25 protein-coding genes are annotated in these 25,401 nt (G+C 73.3%); 13 read left to right on the top strand and 12 right to left on the bottom strand.

What is annotated here, in order from left to right:
* Positions 1 to 20: 20 nt before the first annotated feature.
* From ACRB68_RS27395 to ACRB68_RS27375, 5 genes are read left to right on the top strand one after another with little or no spacing between them, the layout of a single operon-like run.
* On the top strand, positions 21 to 1,556 hold the full coding sequence (locus ACRB68_RS27395; protein WP_328594845.1) for an ABC transporter ATP-binding protein: 1,536 nt from the start codon (positions 21 to 23) through the stop codon (positions 1,554 to 1,556).
* Positions 1,553 to 2,782: an ABC transporter permease gene (locus ACRB68_RS27390; RefSeq protein WP_153537154.1), complete on the top strand. Its 1,230-nt coding sequence runs from the start codon at positions 1,553 to 1,555 to the stop codon at positions 2,780 to 2,782. The genes ACRB68_RS27395 and ACRB68_RS27390 overlap by 4 nt, the downstream gene beginning before the upstream one ends.
* The gene (locus tag ACRB68_RS27385; protein ID WP_153537151.1) at positions 2,779 to 4,149 is read left to right on the top strand and encodes an ABC transporter permease; all 1,371 of its coding nucleotides are present in this window, start codon (positions 2,779 to 2,781) and stop codon (positions 4,147 to 4,149) included. Before ACRB68_RS27390 ends, ACRB68_RS27385 begins: the two co-directional genes overlap by 4 nt.
* A gap of 12 nt (positions 4,150 to 4,161) precedes the next feature.
* A complete protein-coding gene (locus ACRB68_RS27380) occupies positions 4,162 to 4,572 on the top strand; it encodes a cytidine deaminase (RefSeq protein ID WP_153537149.1) in 411 nt (136 codons plus the stop codon).
* 11 nt (positions 4,573 to 4,583) lie between these two features.
* Positions 4,584 to 5,858 (top strand): thymidine phosphorylase, encoded by a 1,275-nt coding sequence (locus ACRB68_RS27375; protein ID WP_153537147.1) that lies wholly within the window; start codon positions 4,584 to 4,586, stop codon positions 5,856 to 5,858.
* 16 nt (positions 5,859 to 5,874) lie between these two features.
* Here the strand turns inward: ACRB68_RS27375 and ACRB68_RS27370 are convergent, their stop codons facing one another.
* Positions 5,875 to 6,690, bottom strand: coding sequence for an SAM-dependent methyltransferase (locus ACRB68_RS27370; protein WP_328594844.1), 816 nt, complete (start codon positions 6,688 to 6,690; stop codon positions 5,875 to 5,877).
* 162 nt (positions 6,691 to 6,852) lie between these two features.
* On the opposite strand from ACRB68_RS27370, the gene ACRB68_RS27365 reads away from it, so the two are divergent.
* The 3 genes from ACRB68_RS27365 to ACRB68_RS27355 all read left to right on the top strand — a co-directional run bounded on the left by ACRB68_RS27365 (position 6,853) and on the right by ACRB68_RS27355 (position 9,888).
* On the top strand, positions 6,853 to 8,046 hold the full coding sequence (locus ACRB68_RS27365; protein ID WP_153537145.1) for a cytochrome P450: 1,194 nt from the start codon (positions 6,853 to 6,855) through the stop codon (positions 8,044 to 8,046).
* 86 nt (positions 8,047 to 8,132) lie between these two features.
* Positions 8,133 to 9,221, top strand: coding sequence for an adenosine deaminase (locus ACRB68_RS27360; protein WP_153537143.1), 1,089 nt, complete (start codon positions 8,133 to 8,135; stop codon positions 9,219 to 9,221).
* Between the two features lie 37 nt (positions 9,222 to 9,258).
* A complete protein-coding gene (locus tag ACRB68_RS27355) occupies positions 9,259 to 9,888 on the top strand; it encodes a PH domain-containing protein (protein ID WP_153537141.1) in 630 nt (209 codons plus the stop codon).
* 93 nt (positions 9,889 to 9,981) lie between these two features.
* Here ACRB68_RS27355 and ACRB68_RS27350 read toward each other — a convergent pair whose 3' ends face one another.
* Complete coding sequence (locus ACRB68_RS27350; RefSeq protein WP_153537139.1) at positions 9,982 to 10,692, bottom strand: TetR/AcrR family transcriptional regulator; 711 nt, start codon at positions 10,690 to 10,692, stop codon at positions 9,982 to 9,984.
* Between the two features lie 94 nt (positions 10,693 to 10,786).
* Between ACRB68_RS27350 and ACRB68_RS27345 the strand changes: the two genes are divergently transcribed.
* Together ACRB68_RS27345 and ACRB68_RS27340 are read left to right on the top strand one after the other, a co-directional pair.
* Positions 10,787 to 12,301 (top strand): APC family permease, encoded by a 1,515-nt coding sequence (locus ACRB68_RS27345; RefSeq protein WP_153537137.1) that lies wholly within the window; start codon positions 10,787 to 10,789, stop codon positions 12,299 to 12,301.
* Positions 12,302 to 12,326: 25 nt separating this feature from the next.
* Complete coding sequence (locus tag ACRB68_RS27340; protein ID WP_153537135.1) at positions 12,327 to 13,952, top strand: amidohydrolase; 1,626 nt, start codon at positions 12,327 to 12,329, stop codon at positions 13,950 to 13,952.
* Here ACRB68_RS27340 and ACRB68_RS42170 read toward each other — a convergent pair.
* The 5 genes from ACRB68_RS42170 to ACRB68_RS27320 all read right to left on the bottom strand — a co-directional run bounded on the left by ACRB68_RS42170 (position 13,949) and on the right by ACRB68_RS27320 (position 17,335).
* Positions 13,949 to 14,077 (bottom strand): hypothetical protein, encoded by a 129-nt coding sequence (locus ACRB68_RS42170; protein WP_268890451.1) that lies wholly within the window; start codon positions 14,075 to 14,077, stop codon positions 13,949 to 13,951. The two genes, ACRB68_RS27340 and ACRB68_RS42170, sit on opposite strands and share 4 nt — an antisense overlap.
* Before the next feature lie 12 nt (positions 14,078 to 14,089).
* Positions 14,090 to 14,338: a hypothetical protein gene (locus ACRB68_RS27335; protein ID WP_153537134.1), complete on the bottom strand. Its 249-nt coding sequence runs from the start codon at positions 14,336 to 14,338 to the stop codon at positions 14,090 to 14,092.
* A gap of 10 nt (positions 14,339 to 14,348) precedes the next feature.
* On the bottom strand, positions 14,349 to 16,004 hold the full coding sequence (locus tag ACRB68_RS27330) for a phospho-sugar mutase (RefSeq protein WP_153537132.1): 1,656 nt from the start codon (positions 16,002 to 16,004) through the stop codon (positions 14,349 to 14,351).
* Complete coding sequence (locus ACRB68_RS27325; protein WP_328594842.1) at positions 16,004 to 16,804, bottom strand: purine-nucleoside phosphorylase; 801 nt, start codon at positions 16,802 to 16,804, stop codon at positions 16,004 to 16,006. The genes ACRB68_RS27330 and ACRB68_RS27325 overlap by 1 nt, the downstream gene beginning before the upstream one ends.
* A 78-nt stretch (positions 16,805 to 16,882) precedes the next feature.
* Positions 16,883 to 17,335, bottom strand: a complete 453-nt coding sequence (locus ACRB68_RS27320) for a gamma-glutamylcyclotransferase (protein ID WP_328594841.1) — start codon at positions 17,333 to 17,335, stop codon at positions 16,883 to 16,885.
* 108 nt (positions 17,336 to 17,443) lie between these two features.
* Here ACRB68_RS27320 and ACRB68_RS27315 point away from each other — a divergent pair, with 108 nt between their 5' ends.
* Positions 17,444 to 18,829, top strand: coding sequence for an NAD(P)H-quinone dehydrogenase (locus ACRB68_RS27315; RefSeq protein WP_328594840.1), 1,386 nt, complete (start codon positions 17,444 to 17,446; stop codon positions 18,827 to 18,829).
* Here the strand turns inward: ACRB68_RS27315 and ACRB68_RS27310 are convergent.
* From ACRB68_RS27310 to ACRB68_RS27295, 4 genes are all read right to left on the bottom strand, one after another.
* On the bottom strand, positions 18,826 to 19,149 hold the full coding sequence (locus tag ACRB68_RS27310) for a DUF5313 family protein (RefSeq protein ID WP_153537125.1): 324 nt from the start codon (positions 19,147 to 19,149) through the stop codon (positions 18,826 to 18,828). The two genes, ACRB68_RS27315 and ACRB68_RS27310, sit on opposite strands and share 4 nt — an antisense overlap.
* 22 nt (positions 19,150 to 19,171) lie before the next feature.
* On the bottom strand, positions 19,172 to 20,512 hold the full coding sequence (locus ACRB68_RS27305) for a hypothetical protein (protein WP_153537123.1): 1,341 nt from the start codon (positions 20,510 to 20,512) through the stop codon (positions 19,172 to 19,174).
* Between the two features lie 137 nt (positions 20,513 to 20,649).
* Positions 20,650 to 21,735, bottom strand: a complete 1,086-nt coding sequence (locus ACRB68_RS27300; protein ID WP_153537121.1) for a hypothetical protein — start codon at positions 21,733 to 21,735, stop codon at positions 20,650 to 20,652.
* Between the two features lie 128 nt (positions 21,736 to 21,863).
* The gene (locus tag ACRB68_RS27295) at positions 21,864 to 23,630 is read right to left on the bottom strand and encodes an acetyl/propionyl/methylcrotonyl-CoA carboxylase subunit alpha (protein WP_328594838.1); all 1,767 of its coding nucleotides are present in this window, start codon (positions 23,628 to 23,630) and stop codon (positions 21,864 to 21,866) included.
* A gap of 141 nt (positions 23,631 to 23,771) precedes the next feature.
* On the opposite strand from ACRB68_RS27295, the gene ACRB68_RS27290 reads away from it, so the two are divergent.
* Both ACRB68_RS27290 and ACRB68_RS27285 read left to right on the top strand, forming a co-directional pair.
* Positions 23,772 to 24,764, top strand: coding sequence for an SPFH domain-containing protein (locus ACRB68_RS27290; protein WP_153537119.1), 993 nt, complete (start codon positions 23,772 to 23,774; stop codon positions 24,762 to 24,764).
* 10 nt (positions 24,765 to 24,774) lie between these two features.
* A complete protein-coding gene (locus ACRB68_RS27285) occupies positions 24,775 to 25,062 on the top strand; it encodes a hypothetical protein (RefSeq protein ID WP_153537117.1) in 288 nt (95 codons plus the stop codon).
* A 51-nt stretch (positions 25,063 to 25,113) separates the two neighbouring features.
* Here the strand turns inward: ACRB68_RS27285 and ACRB68_RS27280 are convergent, their stop codons facing one another.
* Positions 25,114 to 25,356, bottom strand: coding sequence for a type B 50S ribosomal protein L31 (locus ACRB68_RS27280; RefSeq protein ID WP_153537115.1), 243 nt, complete (start codon positions 25,354 to 25,356; stop codon positions 25,114 to 25,116).
* Between the last annotated feature and the right edge of the window lie 45 nt (positions 25,357 to 25,401).

Below are 25,401 nucleotides of genomic sequence, written 5' to 3'. Positions count from 1 at the left end.
CCCGATCCAGGAGGGCACTCGTGCCTGACCAGGTGCCGGCCGTCCGGCTGTCATCGATCACCAAGCGGTTCCCCGGCGTCGTCGCCAACCGCGACATCGACCTCGTCATCGCGCGCGGCGAGGTGCACGCGCTGTGCGGCGAGAACGGCGCCGGCAAGTCCACGCTGATGAAGATCCTCTACGGGATGCAGCGGCCGGACGAGGGCGAGATCGAGATCGACGGGCAGAAGGTCTCCTTCCGCAGCCCCGCCGACGCGATCGCCCGCGGCATCGGCATGGTGCACCAGCACTTCAAGCTCGCCGACAACCTCACCGTGCTGGAGAACGTGATCCTCGGCGCGGAGCCGACCCGGCTGGGCCGGATCGACTTCGCCGCGGCCCGCGCGCGGATCAGGGAGATGTCGCAGGCGTACGGCCTGCGCGTCGACCCCGACGTGCTGGTGGAGCGGCTCGGCGTCGGCGACCGGCAGCGGGTGGAGATCCTCAAGGTCCTGTACCGGGGCGCCAAGATCCTCATCCTGGACGAGCCGACCGCGGTGCTGGTCCCGCAGGAGGTCGAGGAGCTGTTCGCCAACCTGCGCGAGCTGCGCGCCGAGGGCCTGACGGTGCTGTTCATCTCGCACAAGCTGGACGAGGTGCTGTCGGTCGCCGACACCATCTCGGTCATCCGGCGCGGCACCACCGTGGCGACCGGCCTGCCCGCCTCCGGCGTCACCGCGCCGCAGCTGGCCGAGCTGATGGTCGGCTCGGAGCTGCCGACGCCGGAGCTGCGCGAGTCGACCGTCACCGACGAGGTCCAGCTGGAGGTCGCCGGGCTGACCGTGCGCACCGCCGAGGGCCGCGCGGTCGTGGACGAGGTGTCGCTGCGCATCCGCCGCGGCGAGATCGTCGGCCTGGCCGGCGTCGAGGGCAACGGCCAGGGCGAGCTGATCGAGGCCCTGATGGGCATCCGGCCGGCCGACTCGGGCACCATCGTCTACGGCGGCGAGGACGTCACCGGGTGGCCGACGCGCCGCCGCCGCGAGGCCGGCATCGGCTACATCCCCGAGGACCGGCACCGCCAGGGGCTGATCCTGGAGGGCACGCTCTGGGAGAACCGGATGCTCGGGCACCAGACGCGGCGCCCGAACTCGCGCGGCCCGTGGATCGACAAGCGCGGCGCGCGCCGCGACACCACCCGGATCGTGCGCGAGTACGACGTGCGCACGCCCGGCATCGACGTGCCCGCCGCCGCCCTGTCGGGCGGCAACCAGCAGAAGCTGATCGTCGGCCGGGAGATGTCCGGCGAGCCGCGCCTGCTGATCGCCGCGCATCCCACCCGCGGCATCGACGTCGGCGCGCAGGCCGCGATCTGGGACTACCTGCGCAGCGCCCGCGCCGCCGGCCTCGCCGTACTGCTGATCAGCGCCGATCTTGAGGAACTCATCGGTATGTCCGACACGCTGCATGTGATCCTGCGCGGCCGGCTGGTCGCGCAGGTCGATCCGGGGACCGTCACGCCCGAGGAGCTCGGCTCGGCGATGACCGGCGCCGGCCGGGCCGGGGACGCCGGATGAGCGACCCGACCACGCCGGCCGGCGAGCCCGGCAAGAGCCCCGAGTCCCTGGGCGGGCCGCCCGCCGGCACCGAGGACGTGCCGTCCTGGAAGGCGGTCCTGCAAGGCCTCGGCCCGCGCGCGCTCGCGCTGAAGGTCGGCGCGCCGGTGCTGGCGCTGCTGATCTCGCTGCTGATCACCGTGGGGCTGCTGCGGATCACCGGCGCCGACCCGGTCAGCTCGATCCAGAGCATGATCGACTACGGCACCACGCCGAACTCGGTCGTGGACATCCTCAACCGCGCCACCCGCTACTACCTGTCGGCGGTCGCGGTCGCGATCGGCTTCCGGATGGCGCTGCTGAACATCGGCGTGGACGGCCAGTACCGCATGGCGGCCATGCTGTCGGCCTCGCTCGGCGGCGCGCTCACCCTGCCCGCCCCGTTCGGGCAGCTGCTCACCATCGTGGCGGCGATGCTGGTCGGCGGCCTGTGGGCGGCGATCGCGGGCGTGCTGAAGGTGACCCGCGGGGTCAGCGAGGTGCTGTCCACGATCATGCTGAACGCCATCGCGACCGGCCTGATCGCCTACCTGCTGAACGACAAGCGCCTCGCCGAGGTGCGGCCCGGCAGCAACAACGTGGCCACCCCCAAGATCCCCGAGTCGGGGCGGGTCGGGCCGCTGAACGGGTTCCTGGCCTCCATCGGCATCGACCTGCCCGGCCAGGTGTACGGGCTGCTGCCGCTGGCGATCGTCGTCGGCATCGTGTTCTGGGTCGTCATCAACCGCACCCGGTTCGGGTTCGACCTGAAGGTGTCGGGCCTGTCGCCGACGGCCGCGCAGGCCAGCGGCGTCAGCGCCGCCCGGATGATCGTCATCACGATGGTCGCCTCGGGCGCGGTGGCCGGCCTGATCGGCATGCCCGAGCTGCTCGGCGCGTCCTACGAGTACTCGCTGAACTTCCCCGCGGGGCTCGGCTTCACCGGCATCACCGTCGCGCTGCTCGGCCGCAACCACCCGGTCGGCATCGCGCTCGCCGCGCTGCTGTTCGCCTTCCTGGACCAGACCTCCGACGTGCTGCAGGAGGTCGACGTCCCCAAGGAGATCGTCGGGGTGATGCAGGGCGTGGTCGTGCTGACCGTCGTCATCGTCTACGAGCTCGTCCGGCGCTGGGAGATCCGGCTGCAGCAGCGGGCCGTCGCCAGTGAGCTGGCCACCGGACACGACCTGGCCAGGGAGACCTCATGAGCGCCGTCCTCGACAAGGTGCGGGCCGGCGGGCTGAAGCCGGCCGGCGGGCTGCGGCTGCCGCACTACCTGCTGCTCACCGCCGCGCTGCTGGTGCTGCTGTCGCTGGTGCGGGTGATCGACGGCGCCAACGACGTCACCTCCAGCGGCACCGTCAGCGCCGCGCTGCGCCTGGCCGTGCCGATCTTCCTGGCGGGCCTCGGCGGCCTGTGGGCCGAGCGCGCCGGCGTGATCAACATCGGCCTGGAAGGCATGATGATCCTCGGCACCTGGACCGGCGCGTGGGCCGGCTACCAGTGGGGGCCGTGGATCGGCGTGCTGGCCGGCGTCATCGGCGGCGCCCTCGGCGGGCTGCTGCACGCGGTCGCGACGGTGTCGTTCGGCGTCGACCAGATCGTGTCCGGTGTCGCGATCAACATCCTCGGCCTCGGGCTCACCCAGTTCCTGGCCGGGCTGATCTTCAACACCGGCGAGGCCAAGGCGCTCGGCGGCGGCCCGCGCCAGTCCCCGCCGGTCGAGGCGATCCAGACGCTGACGCTGCCGGTGCTGTCCGGCGGCAAGATCGGCGACTGGCAGAGCCCCGACTGGCTCGGCGCGCTGGAGAAGCACCACTGGTTCCTGGTGTCGGACATCGCCGGCATCCTGCGCGGCCTCACCTCGCAGATGTCGCTGCTGACCCTGGTGGCGATCCTGCTGGTGCCGGTCAGCGTCTTCGTGCTGTGGCGCACCGCGTTCGGGCTGCGCATCCGCTCCTGCGGCGAGGACCCCTACGCCGCCGAGTCGCTCGGCGTGAAGGTGTACCGGATGAAGTACATCGCCGTCGTCATCTCCGGCGCCCTGTCGGGCCTGGCCGGCGCGTTCCTGGTGACCGTGGCCGCGCCGCTCTACCAGGACGGCCAGACCGGCGGCCGCGGCTTCATCGGCCTGGCCGCGATGATCTTCGGCAACTGGCGGCCGGTCGGCCTGGCCGCCGGGTCGCTGCTGTTCGGCTACACCGACGCGATGAACGTGCGCGGCGGCGGCGAGGCGGTGCACGCCCTGCTGCTGTTCGTCGCGATCATCCTGGTCGCGGTCGGGGTCCGGCAGTTCCTGCGGGCCCGCCGGCTGAGCACGCTGCCCGACCTGGCGATCGAGAACAGCGGCGGTGTGGAGCGCCGCGCCGTCCGCGGCGCCTACATCGGCGTCGTGCTGTCGCTGGTCGCGGCGGCGGCGCTGGTGGTGTGGTTCCTGCTCAGCGACACCGTGCCCGGCGAGCTGGTCTCCTTCACCCCGCACCTGACGACGCTGCTGGTGCTCGCCCTGGCGTCGCAGCGGCTGCGGATGCCGGCCGCCGACGGCGTCCGGTACCGGCGCGGCGAGGCCCGCTGAGATCATGGCCTGATGAGCGACATCGACTGGCCCGCGCTGCGCACCGCGGCGCGGGCCGCCATGACCCGCGCCTACGCGCCCTATTCGAACTTCTCCGTCGGGGCCGCGGCCCTGGCCGACGACGGCCGCGTCGTCACCGGCTGCAACGTGGAGAACGCCTCCTACGGCGTCGGCCTGTGCGCCGAGTGCAGCCTGGTGTCGGCGCTGCACGGCGAGGGCAAGTCCGGCGACCGGCCGCGGCTGGTGGCGATCTCGATCGTGGACGGCCACGGCGCCCCGCTGATGCCGTGCGGCCGCTGCCGCCAGCTGCTGTGGGAGCACGGCGGCCCGGACCTGCTGGTGGAGACCGTCTCGGGCGTGCGCCCGATGTCGGAGGTGCTGCCGGACGCGTTCGGCCCCGACGACCTGATCACCCGAGCCTAAGGAAGGCCCACATGGATGCCATCGACGTCATCCGCGCCAAGCGCGACGGCCTGGAGCTCACCCCGGCCCAGATCGACTGGGCCATCGACGCCTACACCCGCGGCGCCATCGCCGAGGAGCAGATGTCGGCCCTCGCCATGGCGATCCTGCTGAACGGGATGAACCGCGCCGAGGTGGCGCGCTGGACCGACGCCATGATCCGCTCGGGCGAGCGGATGGGCTGGTCCGCGCTGGACCGCCCGACCGCCGACAAGCACTCCACCGGCGGCGTCGGCGACAAGATCACCCTGCCGCTGGCGCCGCTGGTGGCCGCGTGCGGCGCGGCCGTCCCGCAGCTGTCGGGCCGCGGCCTCGGCCACACCGGCGGCACCCTGGACAAGCTGGAGTCGATCCCGGGCTGGCGGGCGGCGCTGTCCAACGCCGAGATGCTGGACGTGCTCGCCTCGACCGGCGCGGTGATCTGCGCGGCCGGCTCGGGCCTGGCGCCCGCCGACCGCAAGCTGTACGCGCTGCGCGACGTGACCGGCACGGTGGAGTCGATCCCGCTGATCGCCTCCTCGATCATGTCCAAGAAGATCGCCGAGGGCACCGGCGCGCTGGTGCTGGACGTCAAGGTCGGCTCGGGCGCCTTCATGAAGACGGTCGGCAACGCCCGCGAGCTGGCCGAGACGATGGTCGGGATCGGCCGCGACAACGGCCTGAACACCGTCGCGCTGCTGACCGCGATGGACCGCCCCCTCGGCAACGCCGTCGGCAACGCCCTGGAGGTCACCGAGTCCGTCGAGGTGCTGGCGGGCGGCGGCCCGGCCGACATCGTGGAGCTCACCGTGGCGCTCGCCCGGGAGATGCTGGACGCCGCCGGCATCGCGGGCAAGGACCCCGCCGAGGCGCTGCGCGACGGCTCGGCCATGGACGTCTGGCGCCGGATGATCTCCGCTCAGGGCGGCGACCCGGACGCCGAGCTGCCGGTGGCGGCCGAGACTCACACCGTGACGGCGCCGGCCGGCGGCGTGCTGACCTCCCTGGACGCGTTCGGCGTCGGCGTCGCGGCCTGGCGGCTCGGCGCGGGCCGCGCCCGCAAGGAGGACCCGGTCTCGGCCGGCGCGGGGATCATGTGCCACGCCAAGCCGGGCGACCGGGTCACCGCGGGGCAGCCGCTGCTCACCCTGCACGCCGACGACGCCGCCCGCTTCGAGCGCGCCCTGGAGGCCCTGGACGGTGCCATCGGCGTCGAGGAGGACGGCAGGCCCGACCTGCTCCCGCTGGTCATCGACCGCATCGCCTGACCGACGGGCGGCCGGGTCAGGGGACGCGGGCGACGGCGCAGAGCATGGAGACGTCCGCCACGCTCGGCCGGTCCTGCGGCTCCTGCTCCGGCCGCCACTCCACGACCGAGGTGATCCCCGGCGGCAGCAGCTCCAGGCCGGTGAAGAAGCGGGCGAACTCCTCGCGCGAGCGGAGCCGGAACGGCACCCCGCTGCGCTCGTTGGCCGCGACGTTCTCGGCGTACTGCTCGGGCGTCAGGTAGTCGCCGGTCGCCTGCGTCACCACGACGTGGCTGCCGGAGGGGAGCGCGTCCACCAGCGTGCGGAACAGGCCGTAGGGGTCGTCGTCGTCGGTCATGAAGTGCATGACGGCGACCAGCATCAGCGCGACGGGGCGGGACAGGTCCAGCGTCCGGGCCAGGTCGGGGTGCTCCAGGATCTTGCGGGGCTCGCGCAGGTCGGCGTCGATGTAGCTGGTCGCGCCCTGCGCGGAGCTGGTGAGCAGCGCGCGGGCGTGCACGAGCACGATCGGGTCGTTGTCGACGTAGACGACCCGGGCGGCCGGGGTGATCGCCTGCGCGATCTCGTGCACGTTGCCCGCCGAGGGCAGCCCGGTGCCGATGTCGAGGAACTGGTCGACGCCCGCCTCCCCGGCCAGGTAGGTGACCGCGCGGCGCATGAAGGCGCGGTTCTCCCGGGCGGCCAGGGCCACGGTCGGGAACGCGTCGGCGACCACCTGCGCCGACGCGCGGTCGGCGGCGTAGTTGTCCTTGCCGCCCAGCCAGTAGTTGTAGCGGCGGGCGGGGTGGGCCTTGCTCGGGTCGATCCCGTGCGGCACCTGCGGAGTGGTCACGATCACCTCGGGTGTGCGGGGAAGAGGGAGATCGCTCCCATTATGAACATGGTTCACAGGTCATCGGTGACATCCGCCGTCGTATGGGCGGAATCGCTGGTATGTCGCGCTGAATCACGCCATGATCGCTGCGGTGGCGCGACGACGTGGAGGGGCCGGGACATGGACCTGCATTACAGCCCGTACGACTTCGGGATCCAGGACGATCCCTACCCCGTCTACGCGCGGCTGCGCGAGGAGGCGCCGGTCTACCGCAACGACGCCGACGACATCTGGGTGCTGTCGCGGCACGCCGACATCGCCGAGGCGCTGCGCGACACCGCCCGCTACTCCAGCCGCAACGGGCTGCGCATCGAGCCGGCGTTCTGGGGCCCGCAGGCCGAGCGGTTCTTCTCGTTCGTGGCGATGGACCCGCCGAAGCACACCCGCATGCGCGGCCTGGTGTCGCGGGCCTTCACCCAGCGCCGCGTCCAGGCCCTGGAGCCGCGGCTGCGCGAGATCGCCCGCGGCTACCTCAAGCCCGCGCTGGACGGCGAGCGGTTCGACCTGATGGCCGACTTCGCCGCGCGCTTCCCCACCGACGTGATCTCCGAGCTGGTCGGGGTGCCCGAGGCCGACCGGGACCGGGTCCGCGACCTCGGCATGGCGATCATGTACCGGGACGAGGAGGACACCGGCCCGGTCACCGACCTGCCGCCGCAGGCACTGCAGGCGATCGGCGAGCTGGTCGGCTACTACACGCAGCTGACGATCGACCGCGCCGGGCGCCGCCAGGACGACCTGCTGTCGGGCCTGCTCGACGCCGCCGACGGCGACGACAAGCTGTCCCCCGAGGAGATCGTCGGGGTGCTGATCCTGCTGGTCGGCGCGGGCATCGAGACCACCATGCTGCTGCTCGGCAACGCCTGGCACGCCGCCTGGAAGCACCCGGAGCAGCGCGCGGCGGCGCTCGGCGGCCGGATCGACGACTGGATCGAGGAGACGCTGCGCTACGACCCGCCGTCGCAGTCGCTCGCCCGCACCACCACCGAGGACGTCGAGCTGCACGGCGTGCGGATCCCGGCGGACTCGCGGGTGCTGCTGCTGGTCGGCTCGGGCAACCGCGACCCGCGCGTGTTCACGGGCCCCGACCGGTTCGACCTGGACCGCGACACCGGCGCCTCGCTGTCGTTCGGCGGCGGCCGCCACCACTGCCTCGGCGCCAACCTCGGCCGGCTGGAGGCGCGGGTGGCGTTCCAGGAGCTGGCCGCCGTCGTCGCCGACTACGAGATCGACGACGACGCCGCCCAGCGCGTGCACTCCACCAACGACCGCGGCTTCGCGTCCCTGCCGACCCGCATCACCGCCCGCCGCTGACCCGCCCGGCGGCGCGCGGGCCCGCGCGCCGCCGTTGGCGGAACTTGCCGGAGATCAGGGGCGTGTCCTGCGGGTATCTTCTGCAGATGGACGAACGCCCGACTCTCGACGACATCCGCCGCGCACCGAAGGTGCTGCTGCACGACCATCTCGACGGCGGCCTGCGGCCCGCGACGATCGTGGACCTGGCCCGGGAGAACGGGTACGAGGGGCTGCCCACCACCGACCCCGACAGCCTGGGCGCCTGGTTCGCCGAGATGTCCAACTCGGGGTCGCTGGAGCGGTACCTGGAGACGTTCTCGCACACCGTCGGGGTCATGCAGACCACCGAGGCGCTGACGCGGGTCGCCTACGAGTGCGCCGAGGACCTGGCCAAGGACGGCGTGGTGTACGCCGAGGTCCGCTACGCGCCCGAGCTGCACACCGCCGAGGGGCTGTCGCTGGACCAGGTCGTGGAGGCCGTCCTGGAGGGCTTCGCGCAGGGCGGCCGGGACTTCGGCATCCGGGTCGGCGCCCTGGTCACCGCGATGCGGCACCAGGCGCGGTCGATGGAGATCGCCGAGCTGGCCGTCCGGTACCGCGACGCGGGCGTCGTCGGCTTCGACATCGCCGGCGCCGAGGCCGGCTACCCGCCCACCCGCCACCTGGACGCCTTCGAGTACCTGCAGCGCGAGAACGCCCACTTCACCATCCACGCCGGCGAGGGCTTCGGCCTCCCCTCGATCTGGCAGGCGATCCAGTGGTGCGGCGCGGACCGGCTCGGCCACGGCGTGCGGATCATCGACGACATCGAGGCGGGCGACCCGCCGGTGCTCGGCCGGCTCGCCGCCTACGTGCGCGACAAGCGCATCCCGCTGGAGATGTGCCCGACCTCCAACATCCAGACCGGCGCGGCCAAGTCGATCGCCGAGCACCCGATCGGGCTGCTGCGCGACCTCGGCTTCCGCGTCACCGTCAACACCGACAACCGGCTGATGAGCGGCACCTCGCTGTCGGAGGAGTTCGCCAAGCTGGTCGAGGCGTTCGGGTACGGCTGGGACGAGCTGCAGTGGTTCACGGTGAACGCGATGAAGTCGGCGTTCGTGTCCTTCCCCGAGCGGCTGGAGCTGATCAACGGGGTGATCAAGCCGGGGTTCGCCCAGCTGAAGTGGCGCGGCGCCCGTCCGGTCGCCTGACCCGGCCCGCCCGAACCGACCCTGGGATGATCTGAGCATGCTCACGTTCCGTTCGACCGCCGGACGCGTCGCCGCCTGGGCGTGGCTGGTGTTCGCCCTGCTCAACCTGCTCGACCTGGCGTTCGGGCTGACCGGCCGCACCCGGTTCGACCGGACCACGGCCGTCATGGGCGCGCTGCTGCTGTTCGGCTGCGGCATCGCCTACGTGCTGGGGTTCCGGCCGCTGGTGCGCGGCGACGAGGAGGGCGTGACCGTCCGCAACCCGCTGCGCGACGTGCGGGCGCCGTGGGGCTCGGTCCGCGAGATCGCCGGCGACAGCGCGCTGACGGTCCGGTTCGCCGGGCCGGACGGCCGGGAGCTGAAGACCCGCGCCTGGCTGCTGCAGACCTCGCCACGCGCGCAGGCCAAGGCCGAGCAGCGGCTGAAGAAGGAGGGCGCCGCGGCCGTGCACGCCAAGGGCCGCACGCCTGCCGGGCACGCCGCGCAGCAGCTCAACGAGGCCCGCGACCGGGCGCGGGCGCCGTCGCGGTCCGGCGCGCCCGGCAAGGCGGCGCAGGCCGCGGCGGCGGACGCGCCGCGCACCGGGACGGTGGAGTGGTCGCCCGAGGCGATCGCGGCCCTCGCCGTCCCGCTGGTGCTGCTGGTGCTGGCCGCCCTGTTCGCCTAGCACGGGGTTCGCCTGGCACGGGGTTCGCCTAGCACGGGGTTCGCCTGGCACGGGGTTCGTCTGGCACGGGGTTCGCCTGAGCGCGGGCCCCGGCTAGCCGCGGCGGACGCCCGCCAGGCACGCCGCCGCGGCGTCCAGGAAGACCTCCAGGGCGTGCGGGTAGCAGCTGTTGCGCATCTCGGCGCGCAGCAGGCCCGCCATGGCGGCCATGTTCGGGTGGGTGGCGGCCGGGAGCCCGCTGTAGGTCTCCTCCCACACCCGCCGCTCGGCCTCGCGGGCCTCGCGGGGGAGCGCGGCCGACGCCGCGTCCATCGCGGCGTGCGACAGGGCCTGGTCCACGAACAGGTGGTAGAACCGGACGGCCTCGCGGCCGGGGAAGCCCGCCCCGAGCAGCACGCCGAGGATCGCCTCGATCGCCCGCGCCTCGTGGCGGCGGCCGGTGACCCGGTAGGTGGCGAGCGCCGCGGCCTGCGGGTGGGCCAGGTAGCCCTCGTACATGCGGCGCCCGAGGTCGCGCAGGTCGGCCCGCCAGTCGCCGGCCGGCCGCCACCCGGCGAAGGACCGGCCGATCAGCTCGTCGGCGACCGCGAGCGCCAGATCGTCGGTCCCCCGGAAGTAGCGGTACAGCGCGCTCGGGTCCGCGCCGAGCGCGGCGCCGAGGCGGCGGGCCGTCAGCGCCCCGGCGCCGTGCTCGCGCATCAGCCGCAGCGCCGTCTCCACGATCAGCTCCTCCGACAGCACGACGCCCTGCTTGGTCGGCCGCCGCCGCCGGCGCGGCCCGGCGGCCACACGTCCCTCGGTCATGCGGGCACCTTACGTCAACACCATTGACCTGAACAGGGAGTGACGGATTTCATAGCGCAGCAACCAGCGGCGCACTCCCGGAAGGCGGTCCCCGATGACCGATCCGAACGGCTCTACCAGCACGGACACCCGAACAGGCGGCGTTCTGCCGCGCTCCCTCGGCCTGCTCGACGGCGCGGTCATCGCCGCGTCCAGCACCGCCGCCACCACCAGCATCGGCATCGGGATGGGCCTGATGGCCGGCATCGTCGGGCTGCACCTGCCGATCCTGATGGCGCTGGCGTTCCTGCCGGTGCTCTGCATCGCCGGCGCCTACGCCCGCCTCAACCGGGTGCAGCCGAACGCCGGCAGCGCCTACGTCTGGGTCGGCCGCTGGCTCAGCCCCTGGCTCGGCTTCCTCACCGGCTGGGTGAACCTGGTCGGGACGATCGTCTTCCTGTCCTACACCACCGCCGTCACCGGCTCGGCGCTGCTGCAGCTCGCCCGCGAGGCGCACCTGCGCGACCTCGGCCCGCTGGCGCTGAACCCCGACTCCACGCTGCAGGCGACCGTGCTCGGCATGGCGGTGCTGCTCGCCGTCACCGCGACCGCCGTCGCCGGCGTGGACCTGGCCGCCCGGTTCCAGCGCTGGCTGCTGGTCTTCGAGTACCTGGTGCTGCTCGGCTTCTGCGGGTACGGGCTGTTCGCCGGGACGCACCCGTTCAGCCTGGAGTGGCTGAACCCGTTCGGCATGCCCTCGGCGGCCGCGCTCGCCCAGGGCATGGTGCTGGCGGTCTTCTGCTACTGGGGGTTCGACGCGGTGTTCAGCGTCAGCGAGGAGGTCCGCGACTCGCGCGACGCCTCGCGCGCCGGGTTCGTCGCGCTGTTCACCATGCTCGCGCTGTTCCTGCTCGGCGCGGTCGCCTTCCAGCGGGTGCTGTCCGCCGGGGAGCTCGCCGACCACGGCGCGGAGGGGCTGGCGTTCTTCGGCAACCGGCTCGCCGGGCAGCCCCTGGCGGTGCTGCCGCTGATCGCGCTCACCCTCTCGGCCGTCGCCTCGCTGCAGGCGGGCCTGATCCCGACCGTGCGCGGGATGTTCGCGATGGGCCGCGACCGCACCCTCGGGCCGGTCTGGACCCGGGTCCACCCGCGCTTCGGCACCCCCGCCGCCGGGACGGTGCTGGTCGGCTCGATCGCCGCGGTGATCGCGCTGCTGTCCCTGGTCATCCCGAAGGTGCACGAGCTGATCAGCGCCGCGGTCAACGCCATCGGCATCGTGGTCGCGCTGTACTACGGCCTGACCGCGCTCGCCGCCGCCGTCCGCTTCCGCGGCCTGCTGCGCACCGCGCCGCTGGAGGGCGTGCGCGCGGTGGTGCTGCCGCTGCTCGGCGCAGCGGCCCTGTTCGGCCTCGGCGGCTACCTCTGCTGGACCTTCTACCGGTCGGCCGACCACTTCGCGCTGACGGCCCAGAACGGCTGGTTCCAGCTCACCATGCCGGTCCTGATGATCGTCTCGGGGGTGGTCGCCGCCGCCTGGGCCAAGTGGGTCCGCCGCTCCCCGTACTTCACCACCGGCGAGCCCGCCGACCCGGGCGCGCCCGACCTGCTCCCGTCCCCCGTCCAGCCGTAACCGCCCCGTCAAGGAGAACACCCCGATGGACCACGCCGACCTCGTCTTCACCGGCGGCACCGTGCTCACCATGGACCCGGCCCGGCCGCGGGCCGACGCCCTGGCCGTCACCGGCGAGCGGATCACCGCCGTCGGCCGCGCGGACGCCGAGCGGCTGACCGGACCCGGCACCGAGGTGGTGGACCTGGCCGGCGGCGCGCTGCTGCCCGGCTTCCAGGACGCGCACGTGCACGCGGTGTTCGGCGGCCTGGAGCTGAACGCCTGCGACCTGACCGGCACCGTCGACCTGGCCGAGTACCGGCGCCGCATCGCCGCCTACGCCGCCGCGCACCCCGAGCGCGCGTGGATCACCGGCGGCGGCTGGTCCATGGAGAGCTTCCCCGGCGGGCTGCCCACCCGGCAGATGCTGGACGAGATCGTCGCCGACCGGCCCGTCTTCCTGGCCAACCGCGACCACCACGGCGCCTGGGCCAACACCCGCGCCCTGGAGCTGGCCGGGATCACCGCGGCCACGCCCGACCCCGCCGACGGCCGCATCGAGCGCGAGCCGGACGGCGGCCCGTCGGGCATGCTGCAGGAGGGCGCGACCGCGCTCGTCGGCCGGCACGCGCCGCAGGCCACGCAGGAGGAGCTGGTCGCCGCCCTGCTGCGGGCCCAGCAGCTGCTGCACTCGCTCGGCGTCACCGGCTGGCAGGACGCCATCCTCGGCGAGTTCGGCGGCCACCCCGACGTGTCCGGCGCCTACCTGGAGGCCGCCGGGCGGGGGCTGCTGACCGCGCGCGTCAACGGCGCCCTGTGGTGGGACCGCGAGCGCGGCGCCGAGCAGATCCCCGAGCTGGTGGAGCGCCGCGCCCGGCTGCGCGCCGGCCGCTTCCGCGCCGGCACCGTCAAGATCATGCAGGACGGCATCGCGGAGAACTTCACCGCCGCGATGTCGGTCCCCTACACCGACGGCTGCGGCTGCTCCACCGCCAACGCCGGGCTCAGCTTCGTCGACCCCGATGCGCTGAAGGGGCACGTCACCGCCCTGGACGCGCTGGACTTCCAGGTCCACTTCCACGCCCTCGGCGACCGCGCCGTCCGCGAGGCCCTGGACGCGGTGGAGGCCGCGCTGGCCGCCAACGGCCCGCGCGGCAACCGGCACCACCTGGCCCACCTGCAGGTGGTGCACCCGGACGACGTGCCGCGCTTCGCCCGGCTCGGCGCGATCGCCAACCTGCAGCCGCTGTGGGCCGCGCACGAGCCGCAGATGGACGAGCTGACCATCCCGTTCCTCGGCGGCGACCTCGCGCAGTGGCAGTACCCCTTCGCCGACCTGCTGCGCGCGGGCGCGGAACTGGCCGCCGGGAGCGACTGGCCGGTCAGCTCGCCCGTCCCGCTGGAAGGGATCCACGTCGCGGTGAACCGCGTCGCGCCCGGGGAGGACCTGCCGCCGTTCCTGCCGCACCAGCGGCTCGCCGTGGACGTCGCGCTGGCGGCGTACACGGCCGGTTCCGCCCACGTCAACGGCCACGACGACACCGGGACGCTGCGCCCGGGCATGCTCGCCGACCTGGTCGTGCTCGACCGCGACCCCGCCGCGGTCCCGCCGGAGGAGATCGCCGCCACGCGGGTCGGGGCCACCTACGTGGCGGGCGGCCGGGTGTTCTAGGTGGCGCGCCCGCTCGCGGCGCACTGGACGCCCTTGCCGCCGAGCACCCGGTTGTGGGTCTGGATCTTGCCGTTGACGACGGAGACGGTCTGGTTGCACTCGGGGCAGCGGGTCACATCGCCCATGGACTGGACTCCTTACCGGTTCGGGGGCCGCCGGCGTTCCTCGCCGGTGGCGCCGCAGGCGGTGCACGCGAACCCGAGCCACCGCCCGCACTCGGCGCACCGGGGCGCGCCGAGTTCGGCGGTGCCCAGGTGCGTCACGCGCTGCTCGGTGGCGGCCGCGCAGCGGCCGCACCAGAGCGTCACCGTGCTGTCGGCGCGGACGGCAGCACTCGCGGGAAGGCGGGGCGGATGGTCCTCGAACTCCGTGCCGCGCTCGGTCATGCCCCCAACCCTATGAGCGCGGCAGCCCCAGGACACTGGAGAGCGAGTTTTTCAAAGCGTCCAGGTCAGCGGCTGCGCGCGCGCGGGCCGGAGCCACATCTTCGGCCACCGGCAGCACGACCTCCAGGTAGCACTTCAGCTTGGGTTCGGTGCCGGACGGCCGGATCACCACCCGCGCCGGACCGTCGCCGCCGAGCCGCAGCCGCACCCCGTCGGTGGGCGGCAGGCCGTCCACACCGGCGGTGAGGTCCTCGAACGCCTCCACCGGCCGCCCGGCCAGCTCGGCGGGCGGGGCCGCGCGCAGCCGCGCCATCGCGCCCGCGATCAGCGCCAGGTCCGCGACGCGGAACGACAGCTGCGAGGTGGCGTGCAGGCCGTAGCGGCGGGCCTGGTCGTCGAGCAGGTCGCCCAGGGTGCGGCCGTCCCGCTTGGCCTCGGCGGCGAGGGCGGCGGCGGTCAGCGCGGCGCCGACGCCGTCCTTGTCGTGCACCACGTCGCCGACGCTGTACCCGAGGGCCTCCTCGTAGCCGAACACGCGCCGGTCGCCCGGCCCGCCCGCCTTCATGATCCACTTGAAGCCGGTGAGCGAGGTGGCGAACCGGGCGCCGTGCGCCTCGGCGATCCGGGCCAGCAGCGACGACGACACGATCGTGGTGACCACCAGGCGGTCGTCACCAGAGGTGTGCCGCAGCACGTGCTCGGCCAGCAGCCCGCCCAGCTCGTCGCCGGTGAGCGCGCGCCAGCCGTCCGGGCCCGGGACGGCCACCGCGCAGCGGTCCGCGTCCGGGTCGTTGGCGATCACCAGGTCGGCGCCGGAGTCGGCCGCCAGCGCCAGGACCAGGTCCATCGCGCCCGGTTCCTCCGGATTGGGGAACGCCACCGTCGGGAACTCGGGGTCGGGCTCGGCCTGCGCGCCCACCACGTCCGGCGCCGGGAACCCCGACCGCGCGAACGCCTCCAGCAGCACGTCCCGGCCGACGCCGTGCAGCGGCGTGTACGCCACCCGCACGTCCCGCTCCGCGCCGAGCGGCAGGCCCGCCAGGGCGTCCAGATAGGCGTCCACCGCGTCGTCGCCGAGAACGGTCCAGTCCTTGCCGAGCGGCAGCCCGTCCACCCGCCCGACCGCGTCGATCTCCGCCGAGATCTCCGCGTCCAGCGGCGGGACGATCTGCGCCCCGTCGCCCCAGTACACCTTGTAGCCGTTGTCGCGCGGCGGGTTGTGGCTGGCGGTGACGACCACCCCGGCCGCCGCGCCGAGATGCCGCACCAGGAACGCCACGACCGGCGTCGGCAGCGCGCGCGGCAGCAGCCACGCGCGCAGGCCCGCGCCGGTGACGACGGCGGCGGTGTCCAGCGCGAACTGCTCCGAGCCGTGCCGGGCGTCGTAGCCGATCACCACGCCCGCGTCCGGGCGGCCCTCGCGCAGCACCCGGGCGGCCAGGCCGGCGGCGGCGCGCATGACCGTCACCCGGTTCATCCGGTTCGGGCCGGCGCCGAGCTCGCCGCGCAGGCCCGCGGTGCCGAACTCCAGCCGCGCCGCGAACCGGCCGGCCAGCGCCGCCTCGTCGTCCAGGATCGCCCGCAGCTCCGCGCGGGTCTGCGGGTCGGGGTCCTGCTCCAGCCACGCCAGCGCGGCCGCGCGGTACCCGGCGGTGTTCCCGGCCATCAGATCTTGGGCAGGACGGTGCCGAGCAGCGCGCCCATCCGGGAGGCGGCGGCCTTGCCCGCGGCCAGCACCTCCTCGTGGTCCAGGTGCTGGTCCGACAGGCCCGCCGCGACGTTGGTGACCAGGGAGATGCCGAGCACCTCCGCGCCGCCCTCGCGGGCCGCGATCGTCTCCAGCACCGTCGACATGCCGATCATGTCCGCGCCCATCGTGCGCAGCATCCGGATCTCGGCGGGCGTCTCGTAGGTCGGGCCGCGGAACGCCGCGTACACGCCCTCGGCCAGCGTCGGGTCGGCCTCCTTGGCCAGCGCCCGCAGCCGCCCCGAGTACGCCTCGGACAGGTCCAGGAACGTCGCGCCGGTCAGCGGGTTCGCGCCGGTCAGGTTCAGGTGGTCGCTGATCAGCACCGGGTCGCCGATCCGCTGGTGCTCGGGCCGCAGCCCGCCCGCCGCGTTCGTCAGCACGAACGCGCGCACCCCCGCGGCCAGCGCCGTGCGCACCCCGTGCACGACCGGGTCGACGCCGCGGCCCTCGTACAGGTGCGTCCGGCCGAGCAGCACCAGGGCGCGGCGGCCGCCGACCTCCACCACGCGGATCCGGCCCGCGTGGCCCTCCACCGCGGGCGGCGCGAAGCCGGGCAGGTCGGTGACGGGCAGTTCCGCGACGGGGTCGCCGAGCGCGTCGGCGGCCGGGACCCAGCCCGACCCCATCACCAGGGCCACGTCGAACGCGTCGAAGCCGGTCCGGGCGCGCAGCCGGTCCGCGGCCTCCTGGGCGAGTGCAAAAGCGTCGTTGCTCACGCACCCGACATTACCGGGCCTGATCAGCGTCACTCTGGGGGGACGACCCCCCAGGCCCCCCGCCGGCCTGCGGCCGGATCAGTCACCCAATGAGGCGCAGGGCCGGTTGCGCAGCTCCTTGACGTAGTCGTCGGGCGCGCCCGCCGCCTCGGCGGCGTCGGCGAGGATGCCCAGGTAGCGGGCCGAGGGCAGCCCGCCCTCGTAGTCGTCGAGGACGTACATCCAGCAGAGCGGCTCGCCGTCCAGCGTCTGCACCCGCACCCGGATCTTGCGGTAGACGCCGAGCGCGGCGCCCTCCCAGGCGTCCAGCTCCTGCTCGTCCCAGTCGGGCACGTCGTACATGACGACGAAGACCTGCTCGTCCCGGTCCTCCACGACCGTGGCGAGGGCGCCCTCCCAGCCCTTGTCCTGCCCGCCGAAGGTGAGCCGCCAGCCGGTCAGCCACCCCGTCCCGCGCATGGGGGAGTGGGGCGCCCGGAGAGCCATCTGCTCGGGGTCCATGTTGGAGGCGTACGCCGCGTACAGAGCCACGATCGTCAAGCGTACGGCACGCGGCCGCCGGGGGCCCGCTCCGCCCGCCGCGACACCGCGCCGCCACCGGCGGCCGGGTCACCCCCGCGCGTGATGAACAATGGAGGGGTGATGCGCATTGTGATCATCGGAGGAGGCCCCGGCGGCTACGAGGCCGCCCTCGTCGCGGCGCAGCTCGGCGCGGACGTGACGGTGGTGGAGCGCGACGGCCCCGGCGGCGCCTGCGTGCTCACCGACTGCGTGCCCTCCAAGACCCTCATCGCCACCTCCACCCGGATGGCGGTGATGAGCGAGTCGGCCGGGCTCGGCCTGCGCTTCAACGGCGGCCCCGACGGCATCGTCGGCGGCCTGGAGGCCGACATGGCCACCGTGAACAAGCGCGTCAAGGACCTGGCCCGCGCGCAGTCCTTCGACGTCGCCGAGCGGCTCGCCTACGAGGAAGTCAAGATCGTCCGCGGTGAGGCGCGCCTGGTCGAGCCGCACGTGGTCGCCGTCGGCGACCGGCACATCCGCGCCGACGTGATCCTCATCGCCACCGGCGCCACCCCGCGGGTGCTGCCCGGCGCCGAGCCCGACGGCGAGCGCATCCTGAACTGGCGCCAGCTCTACGACCTGCCCGAGCTGCCGCAGGAGCTGATCGTGGTCGGCTCCGGCGTGACCGGCGCCGAGCTCGCCGGCGCCTACCTGTCGCTCGGCTCCAACGTCACCCTGGTCTCCTCGCGCGACCGCATCCTGCCGTCGGAGGACGCCGACGCCGCCTCGGTGCTGCAGGAGGTCTTCCTGCGCCGCGGCATGAACGTCATGTCCCGCTCCCGCGCCGCCGGCGTGGAACGCTCCGGCGACGGCGTGATCGTCTCGCTGGAGGACGGCCGCAAGGTGCACGGCTCGCACTGCCTGATGACCGTCGGCATGGTCCCCAACACCCGCGGCATCGGCCTGGAGAAGGCCGGCGTCAAGCTGAGCGCGCACGGGTTCGTCGAGGTCGACAAGGTCTCGCGCACCTCGGTCCCGCACATCTACGCCTCCGGCGACTGCACCGGCATCCTGATGCTCGCCTCGGTCGCCGGCATGCAGGGCCGCATCGCGATGTGGCACGCGCTCGGCGAGGCCGTCCAGCCGCTGAAGCTCGGCTGGGTGTCCTCCAACATCTTCACCGACCCCGAGGTCGCCTCGGTCGGCGTCACCCAGCACATGGTCGACTCCGGCGAGGTCAACGCCCGCACCGTCATGCTGCCGCTGTTCACCAACGCGCGCGCCAAGATGCAGGGCTTCGAGGACGGCTTCGTGAAGCTGTTCTGCCGGCCCTCCACCGGGATCGTCCTCGGCGGCGTCATCGTGGCGCCGCGCGCCAGCGAGCTGATCCTCGGCGTGTCGCTGGCGGTCCAGCAGCACCTGACCGTCGACCAGGTCGCGCACACCTTCGCGGTCTACCCGTCCCTGTCGGGCAGCATCACCGAGGCGTCGCGGCGCCTGATGACCGAGCACGCGTACTAGCGGCGGTCCTCCGGCGGGGTGAGGCCGTGGCGGCGCAGGCGGGAGCGGCGTAGGTCGTCCGAGCCGATCGCCACCACGAACATGCTGGTCAGCAAGGCGAGCAGGGCCACCATCAGCCGGACCGGCCAGGACGCCGGCAGCAGTGCCGGCAGCAGGCAGAACGGCACCATCAGCATCAGGTGCCGCAGCAGCAGCCGGCCCCGCCAGCCCGCGTCGGTCAGGTCGTGCCGGACCCAGTCGCGGTTCTCCGGCGGGAGCCGCAGGCCGAGGACGTACCCGGTCCGCCGCAGCGGACCGGGATCGCCCGGCAGCCGGGTCATGCCGGCTCGGCACCCGCGAAGATCACCAGTCGCCGCCGCCTCCGCCGAAGTCGCCCCCGCCGCCGAAGTCGCCGCCGCCGAAGTCCCAGCCTCCGCCGCCGCCGTCACCGCCGCCGTCGAAGCCGCCGCCTCCGTCGAAACCGTCCCCGCCGCCGTAGCCGCCGCCCCAGCCGCCGCCCATCATCGACCCGAGCATGGTGCCGATCATCATGCCGCCGATGAGGTCCGTGCCGCCGTAGGAGGAGTAGTAGCCGCCCGCGTAGGGCGCGTAGGCGGGCCCGGCGTCCCAGTACGGGCGGCGCCCGCCTTCGTAGGGCACCATCCGGAAGTCGGGGGTCGCGCCGCTCAGCACCGCCTGCGCGTCGGCCGCGCACGCCGGCACCGACCGCGCCACGCCGCCGGGCGGCGCCCAGGTCACGTCCTGCACCGACGGGCCGTGCTGCGGGTTGAAGAAGCAGGGCGCCCGCCGCTCGGGCACCGGCTCGCCGGCGAGGCGCGCGCGGGTCGCCGTCATGTAGTAGCGGCCGTCCTCCAGCGCCGTCGTGACGGCCGTCATGTCCTCGGGCCGGGCCGCCTTGTCGGTGGCGGACTTGGCCGCGTCGTAGGAGTTCAGCGCCCGCTCGTAGTCGGTGCGGGCCGCCGGGTCCAGCTCGGGGTCCATCACGTTCAGGTCGAGCGCGGCGATGTCCTCGCCGAGCATGGTCACGTCCTCCTGGACGCCCTCGCGCAGCTCGGCCATCCGCCGCTCCTCGCGGGCGCGGCGGCGCCTGCGGGCCACCAGCAGCGCGGCGACGACGCCGCCGGCCACCAGCACCAGCACGCCGACGACCACGAACCCGCCGATCATGCTGCTCTGGGCCTTGTCGTCGGCCTTCTTCTCGGCCTGGTCGGCGAACGCGATGATCCGGTCCTTCAGCGGGTCGCCGTTGGACCGGGTGGTGATCTGGGAGATCTCGCTGCCCGAGATCGGGCCGTCCTTCTTGACGATGCCGCCGAGCCGCTTGCCGTCGGCGGTCGCGGCCAGGTAGATCTTCCCCTTGCCGACCCGCTCGGCGACCTGCGCCAGCATCGGCCGCACGCTGGACGCCTTCACGTCGGAACCGACGACGACCACGCGGATGTCGGCGTCCTTGGCCTTGTCCAGCGCGCTGCGGACCGCCGCCTGGTCGCCGGGCGACAGCGCCGGCCCGGCCTCGCTGGTCAGGTAGAGCCGGGAGCCGAGCAGCCCCTTGGCGATCTGCCCGGGATTGTCGTCGGCCTGGGCGGGTGCGGCGAAACCGAACAGCAGCACGGCGATGGCGGCCAAAGCCGCGGCCAGGGCTCCACCGCGCGCCATCCGGGTGGGCCGGGATTCGGTTCTCATGATTACAGTCTGCCTCCTCAGCTGTTAGGACGGCTGAGTCGGATGCCCCGTTCCCTGCCGGAACATTCCGGATGCGGAGATCACCGCCGGACGCCGGACGCCCCCGGCCGGCGGCCGGGGGCGTCCGTCATCGTGGGTCAGCGGCCCTGCGAAGCGGGGCCCGCGGCGGGGGCGGTCAGCGGCGCCGGGCGGACCACCGCGCCCGGGAAGGCGGCCGAGGTCGCGCGGACGCCGCTCGAACGCAGCCGGCCGTAGGTGTTGACGTAGGTGTCGGCGGTGTCCGTCGACCAGGTGTCGGTGGCGCCCCAGAACACGACGGCCCAGTAGCTGTCGCAGTAGGTCTTGGAGTACCGGGTGTAGTGACCCTTCTTGTCGGTCTTCGCCCAGCCGCCGTTGTACCAGGTCTTGGCGCCCTTGCAGCGGAAGACCAGCTGGACCTTGCGGCCCGCGTACCCGACGTGCTTGCGCTTGGAGGGCGAATAGCGCAGCAGGGTGCCGGTCGCCTTCACCTTCTTGCCGACGTGCAGTTTGCGCGGCGAGAACTTGGCGGAGAGGCGGGTGTTCCACCGCAGCACGCTCTTGCTGCTGCTGGCGGCGGCCTTGAAGTCGCTGTCGCCCTTGTAGTACAGGCGATAGGAGCCCGAGTCGGCGTAGTAGTAGTTCTTGAGCTCGGCGGTCACGCTGCGGGCCGGGAACCTGCGGACGGTCTTCCAGGTGCTGCTGCCCCGGTAGGCGTGCTGGAGCTCCAGGCTGCCCCACGGGACGTCGCCGGCCCGGCCGCTCACCGAGAGCAGGCCGGACGGGGGCAGGGAGAACTTGCTCATGGTCAGCGTCAGCGGCCGCAGCGCGGTGGGCAGCGCGGTGACCTGGGCGTCGGCGGACTTGCCGTCGGCCGACGCGTGCACCTTGAACCTGGTGGTGCGGGTGAAGGCGAACGTTGTGGAGAACCGGCCGTCGGCGTCGTTGACCGCCAGGCCCCCGGACATGGTCTGGGTGAGCGCGTCGGCCTCGAAGCCCAGGCCGATGGAGTTGTCGCCGGGTTTCCAGACGCCGTCTTCGAGCTTCTCGACCTTGCCCGCCAGGACGGCCTGGGCGCCGGGGGCGGAGCGGGCGATCGGGTCGAGGGTGATCCTGAGGCCCTGGACGTCCGCCGACGCGGCGGGGACGGGGAGCAGGAGCATGGCCGGCGTCAGCAGGAGGACGCCGAGGGAGGTACGCCGCATGCGGCCGCCTTCGATGATCAAGAGGATGGGGACGCCTGATCGTAGGGCACCGGGCCGACACAACGGTCACAGGCTGCGAAAACGGCGGACGGCGCCCGTTCGGGCACCGTCCGCCGTCCGGCGTCCGGTCAGGCGTCCTTGATCTCGCAGATGACGGCGCCGCTGGAGACGGTCTGGCCGACCTCGGCGGACAGGCCGGTGATCGTCCCGGCCTTGTGCGCGGTGAGCGGCTGCTCCATCTTCATGGCCTCCAGGACCACGATGGCGTCGCCCGCCGCGACGGTCTGGCCGTCCTCGGCGACCAGCTTGACGATCGTGCCCTGCATCGGGCTGACCAGCGAGTCGCCCGACGCCGCCGCGCCGCCGCCCTTCTTGCCGGTGCGGCGCCTGGCCGGGCCCGCGGCCTTGCCGGCGCCGGCCGCGGCGGAGGCGCCGAGGCCCGCGGGCAGCACGACCTCGATGCGGCGGCCGCCGACCTCGACGGTGACGCGCTCGCGCTCGCCCTGCTCCTCCTCGTCGGCCACGGCGGCCTGGTAGGGGGCGATGGTGTTGTCGAACTCGGTCTCGATCCAGCGGGTGTGGACCGAGAACGGCTCGTCGCCGTCGGGGACGAACGCCTTGTCGTCCAGCACCACCCGGTGGAAGGGCAGCACGGTCGGCATGCCGTCGATGACGAACTCGTCCAGCGCCCTGCGCGCGCGCTCGACGGCCTGGCGGCGCGTCGCGCCCGTCACGATCAGCTTGGCGATCAGCGAGTCGAACTCCTGCGGCACCGTCTGCCCCGAGACGTAGCCCGAGTCCAGGCGGACGCCCGGACCCGACGGCGGCTCCCAGGCGGCCAGGGTGCCGACCGCCGGCAGGAAGCCCCGGCCGGCGTCCTCGGCGTTCAGCCGGAACTCGATCGAGTGGCCGCGCAGCTCGGGGTCGCCGTAGCCGAGCTCCTCGCCATCGGCGACCCGGAACATCTCCCGGACCAGGTCGACGCCGGCGACCTCCTCGGTGACCGGGTGCTCGACCTGCAGGCGGGTGTTGACCTCCAGGAAGGAGATCGTGCCGTCCTGGCCGACCAGGAACTCGCACGTCCCGGCGCCGACGTACCCGGCCTCCTTCAAGATGGCCTTGGAGGAGGTGTACAGCAGTTCGACCTGCTCGTCGGTCAGGAACGGCGCCGGGGCCTCCTCGACCAGCTTCTGGTGGCGGCGCTGCAGCGAGCAGTCGCGGGTCGACACCACCACCACGTTGCCGTGCTTGTCGGCCAGGCACTGGGTCTCCACGTGCCGGGGCCGGTCCAGGTAGCGCTCGACGAAGCACTCGCCGCGGCCGAAGGCCGCCACGGCCTCGCGGACCGCCGACTCGTACAGCTCGGCGACCTCCTCCAGCTTGCGGGCGACCTTCAGGCCGCGGCCGCCGCCGCCGAACGCCGCCTTGATGGCGATCGGCAGGCCGTGCTCCTCGGCGAACGCGATCACCTCGTCGGCGCCCGACACCGGGTCCTTGGTGCCGGCCACCAGCGGCGCGCCCACCTTCTGCGCGATGTGGCGGGCCTGCACCTTGTCGCCCAGCGCGGTGATCGCGGCGGGCGGCGGACCGATCCAGGTCAGCCCGGCGGCGCCGACGGCCTCGGCGAACGCGGCGTTCTCGGCCAGGAAGCCGTAGCCGGGGTGCACCGCGTCCGCGCCGGACTCCACCGCGATCTTCAAGAGCTTCTCGATGTCCAGGTAACTCTCGGCCGCCGTACGCCCGCCGAGCGCGTACGCCTCGTCCGCGACCCGTACGTGCAGCGCGTCGAGATCCGGCTCTGCGTACACCGCGACACTGGCGAGCCCGGCGTCGCGGCAGGCGCGGGCAATACGGACCGCGATCTCGCCACGGTTTGCGATCAGGACCTTGCGCACGTTGGGTCTCCTCCCTCAACCTCGCACGCAGTCTAGATAACCGCCCTCCGACGTAATGTAAGCCCCTCCTGAATTAGATGATCCGTACAGGCGGGCACCAGGCCGGGGCGCCTGCGGACGGCCGAAAGGAAGTACGGGCCCATGGTTTTGACAAGGATGCCGAGCCGGCGCACCGCCATCATCGCGGCGGTGCTGCTCGTCGTCGTCGGCGTGCCGGTGCTGACCGCCCTGCTCGGCGGCTTCTCCCGGACGGGCGGCGGCGAGGTCGCGGTGGTGCGCAACGGCGGCTTCTTCGACAACAACAAGATCCGCCAGCTCATCGACCCCGGATCCGGCCGCACCTGGGTCGGGCTGTACTCCACCGTGCACAAGTACCCGGCGCAGCAGCGCTTCTACACGATCACCTCGGACGCCAAGAAGGGCGAGCGCACCGGCGTCGACGTGGTCACCGTGCCGAGCTCCGACGGCGTCAGCATGGGCATCGAGGGCACGCTGTACTTCACCCTCAACCTCGACCACCAGGCGCTGCGGGCCTTCGACGACAAGTACGGCACCCGCAAGTTCCGCGGCGGCGACGGCGAGACCCGGTACGCCTGGGAGGGCGACGAGGGCTGGTCGGGCTTTTTGGACCAGATCGTCCGGCCGGTGATCGACAACGACCTGCGCGGCCAGATCAACAGCTTCCGCTGCGCCGAGCTCGTCTCCTCCTGCGCGCTGGTGCAGAACACCGCGCAGCAGCGCCCGGCCAAGGGCCCGCAGAACAACCAGCCGCAGAGCAACAACGGCAACATCGCCAAGGTGCAGGACGCGATCAACACCAGCCTGGCCGCGGACCTGGAGACCACGCTCGGCGGCAAGTTCCTCACCAACCTGCACTTCAACCTGGTCCGGGTCACCCTGCCGGACAAGGTGCAGGACGCGGTGGACCGCGCGCAGGCCGCGTTCGCGCAGGTCAGCGAGGCGCAGGCGAAGGTCGCCTCGGCCAAGGCGGAGGCCGCGGCCAACAAGGCCCGCCAGGACGGCTACAACAAGTGCCCGACCTGCGCGAGGATCGAGGAGCTGAAGGCGCTCCCGCAGGGGATCACCGTCTACGCGCCGGGCAACCCCAACGGCGCGCTCCTGCCCAAGAACTAAGGAGGGGAGCGTGCGGTTCCTGATCGTCCTCGCCATGCTGGCGGTGCTGGCCGTGGTCGTCGTCCTGGTGGTGTACGCGGTGCGCGGCAGGCCCGCCGCGGCGCGCTGGGAGACCCACACCGTGTCCGCCGGCGGCGTCACCACGGTGGCCGTCCGGCAGCTCACCGGGGAGCGTGAGACGGGGCGTCAGACGATCGCCGAGATCCCCGACGACGACGCCGACTGGGAGGCCAGGTACCACGAGGCGATGGCGCAGGCCCGCTCCCGGGTCGCGGCGCTGGAGAGCCAGCGGGACTGAGAAACGGCGAGGCCCCGCAGCGCGTGCGCTGCGGGGCCTCGCCGTGCTGTCTCAGCGGCCGTACCGCCGGTTGAACTTCTCGACGGCGCCGGTGGTGTCCATCAGGCGGCTCTTCCCGGTGTAGAACGGGTGGCTCGCCGCGGACACGTCCACGTCGACGACGGGGTAGGTGTTGCCGTCGGTCCACTCGACGGTGCGGTCGGTGACCGCGGTCGAGCGGGTGAGGAAGGCGTAGTCGGCGCCGCGGTCGCGGAAGACGACGGGGCGGTACTGCGGGTGGATGTTCTTCTTCATGAGGTCCTCCGTAGGTCTCGCGTCGTCGTACGGTGGGTGTAACAC

The organism is Actinomadura macrotermitis (genome assembly GCF_009604375.1).
In the GTDB taxonomy this organism is placed as follows: Bacteria; Actinomycetota; Actinomycetes; order Streptosporangiales; family Streptosporangiaceae; genus Spirillospora; species Spirillospora macrotermitis.
The sequence above is the reverse complement of the archived record's forward strand: the minus strand, read 5'-3'. Positions and strand labels throughout refer to the sequence as shown.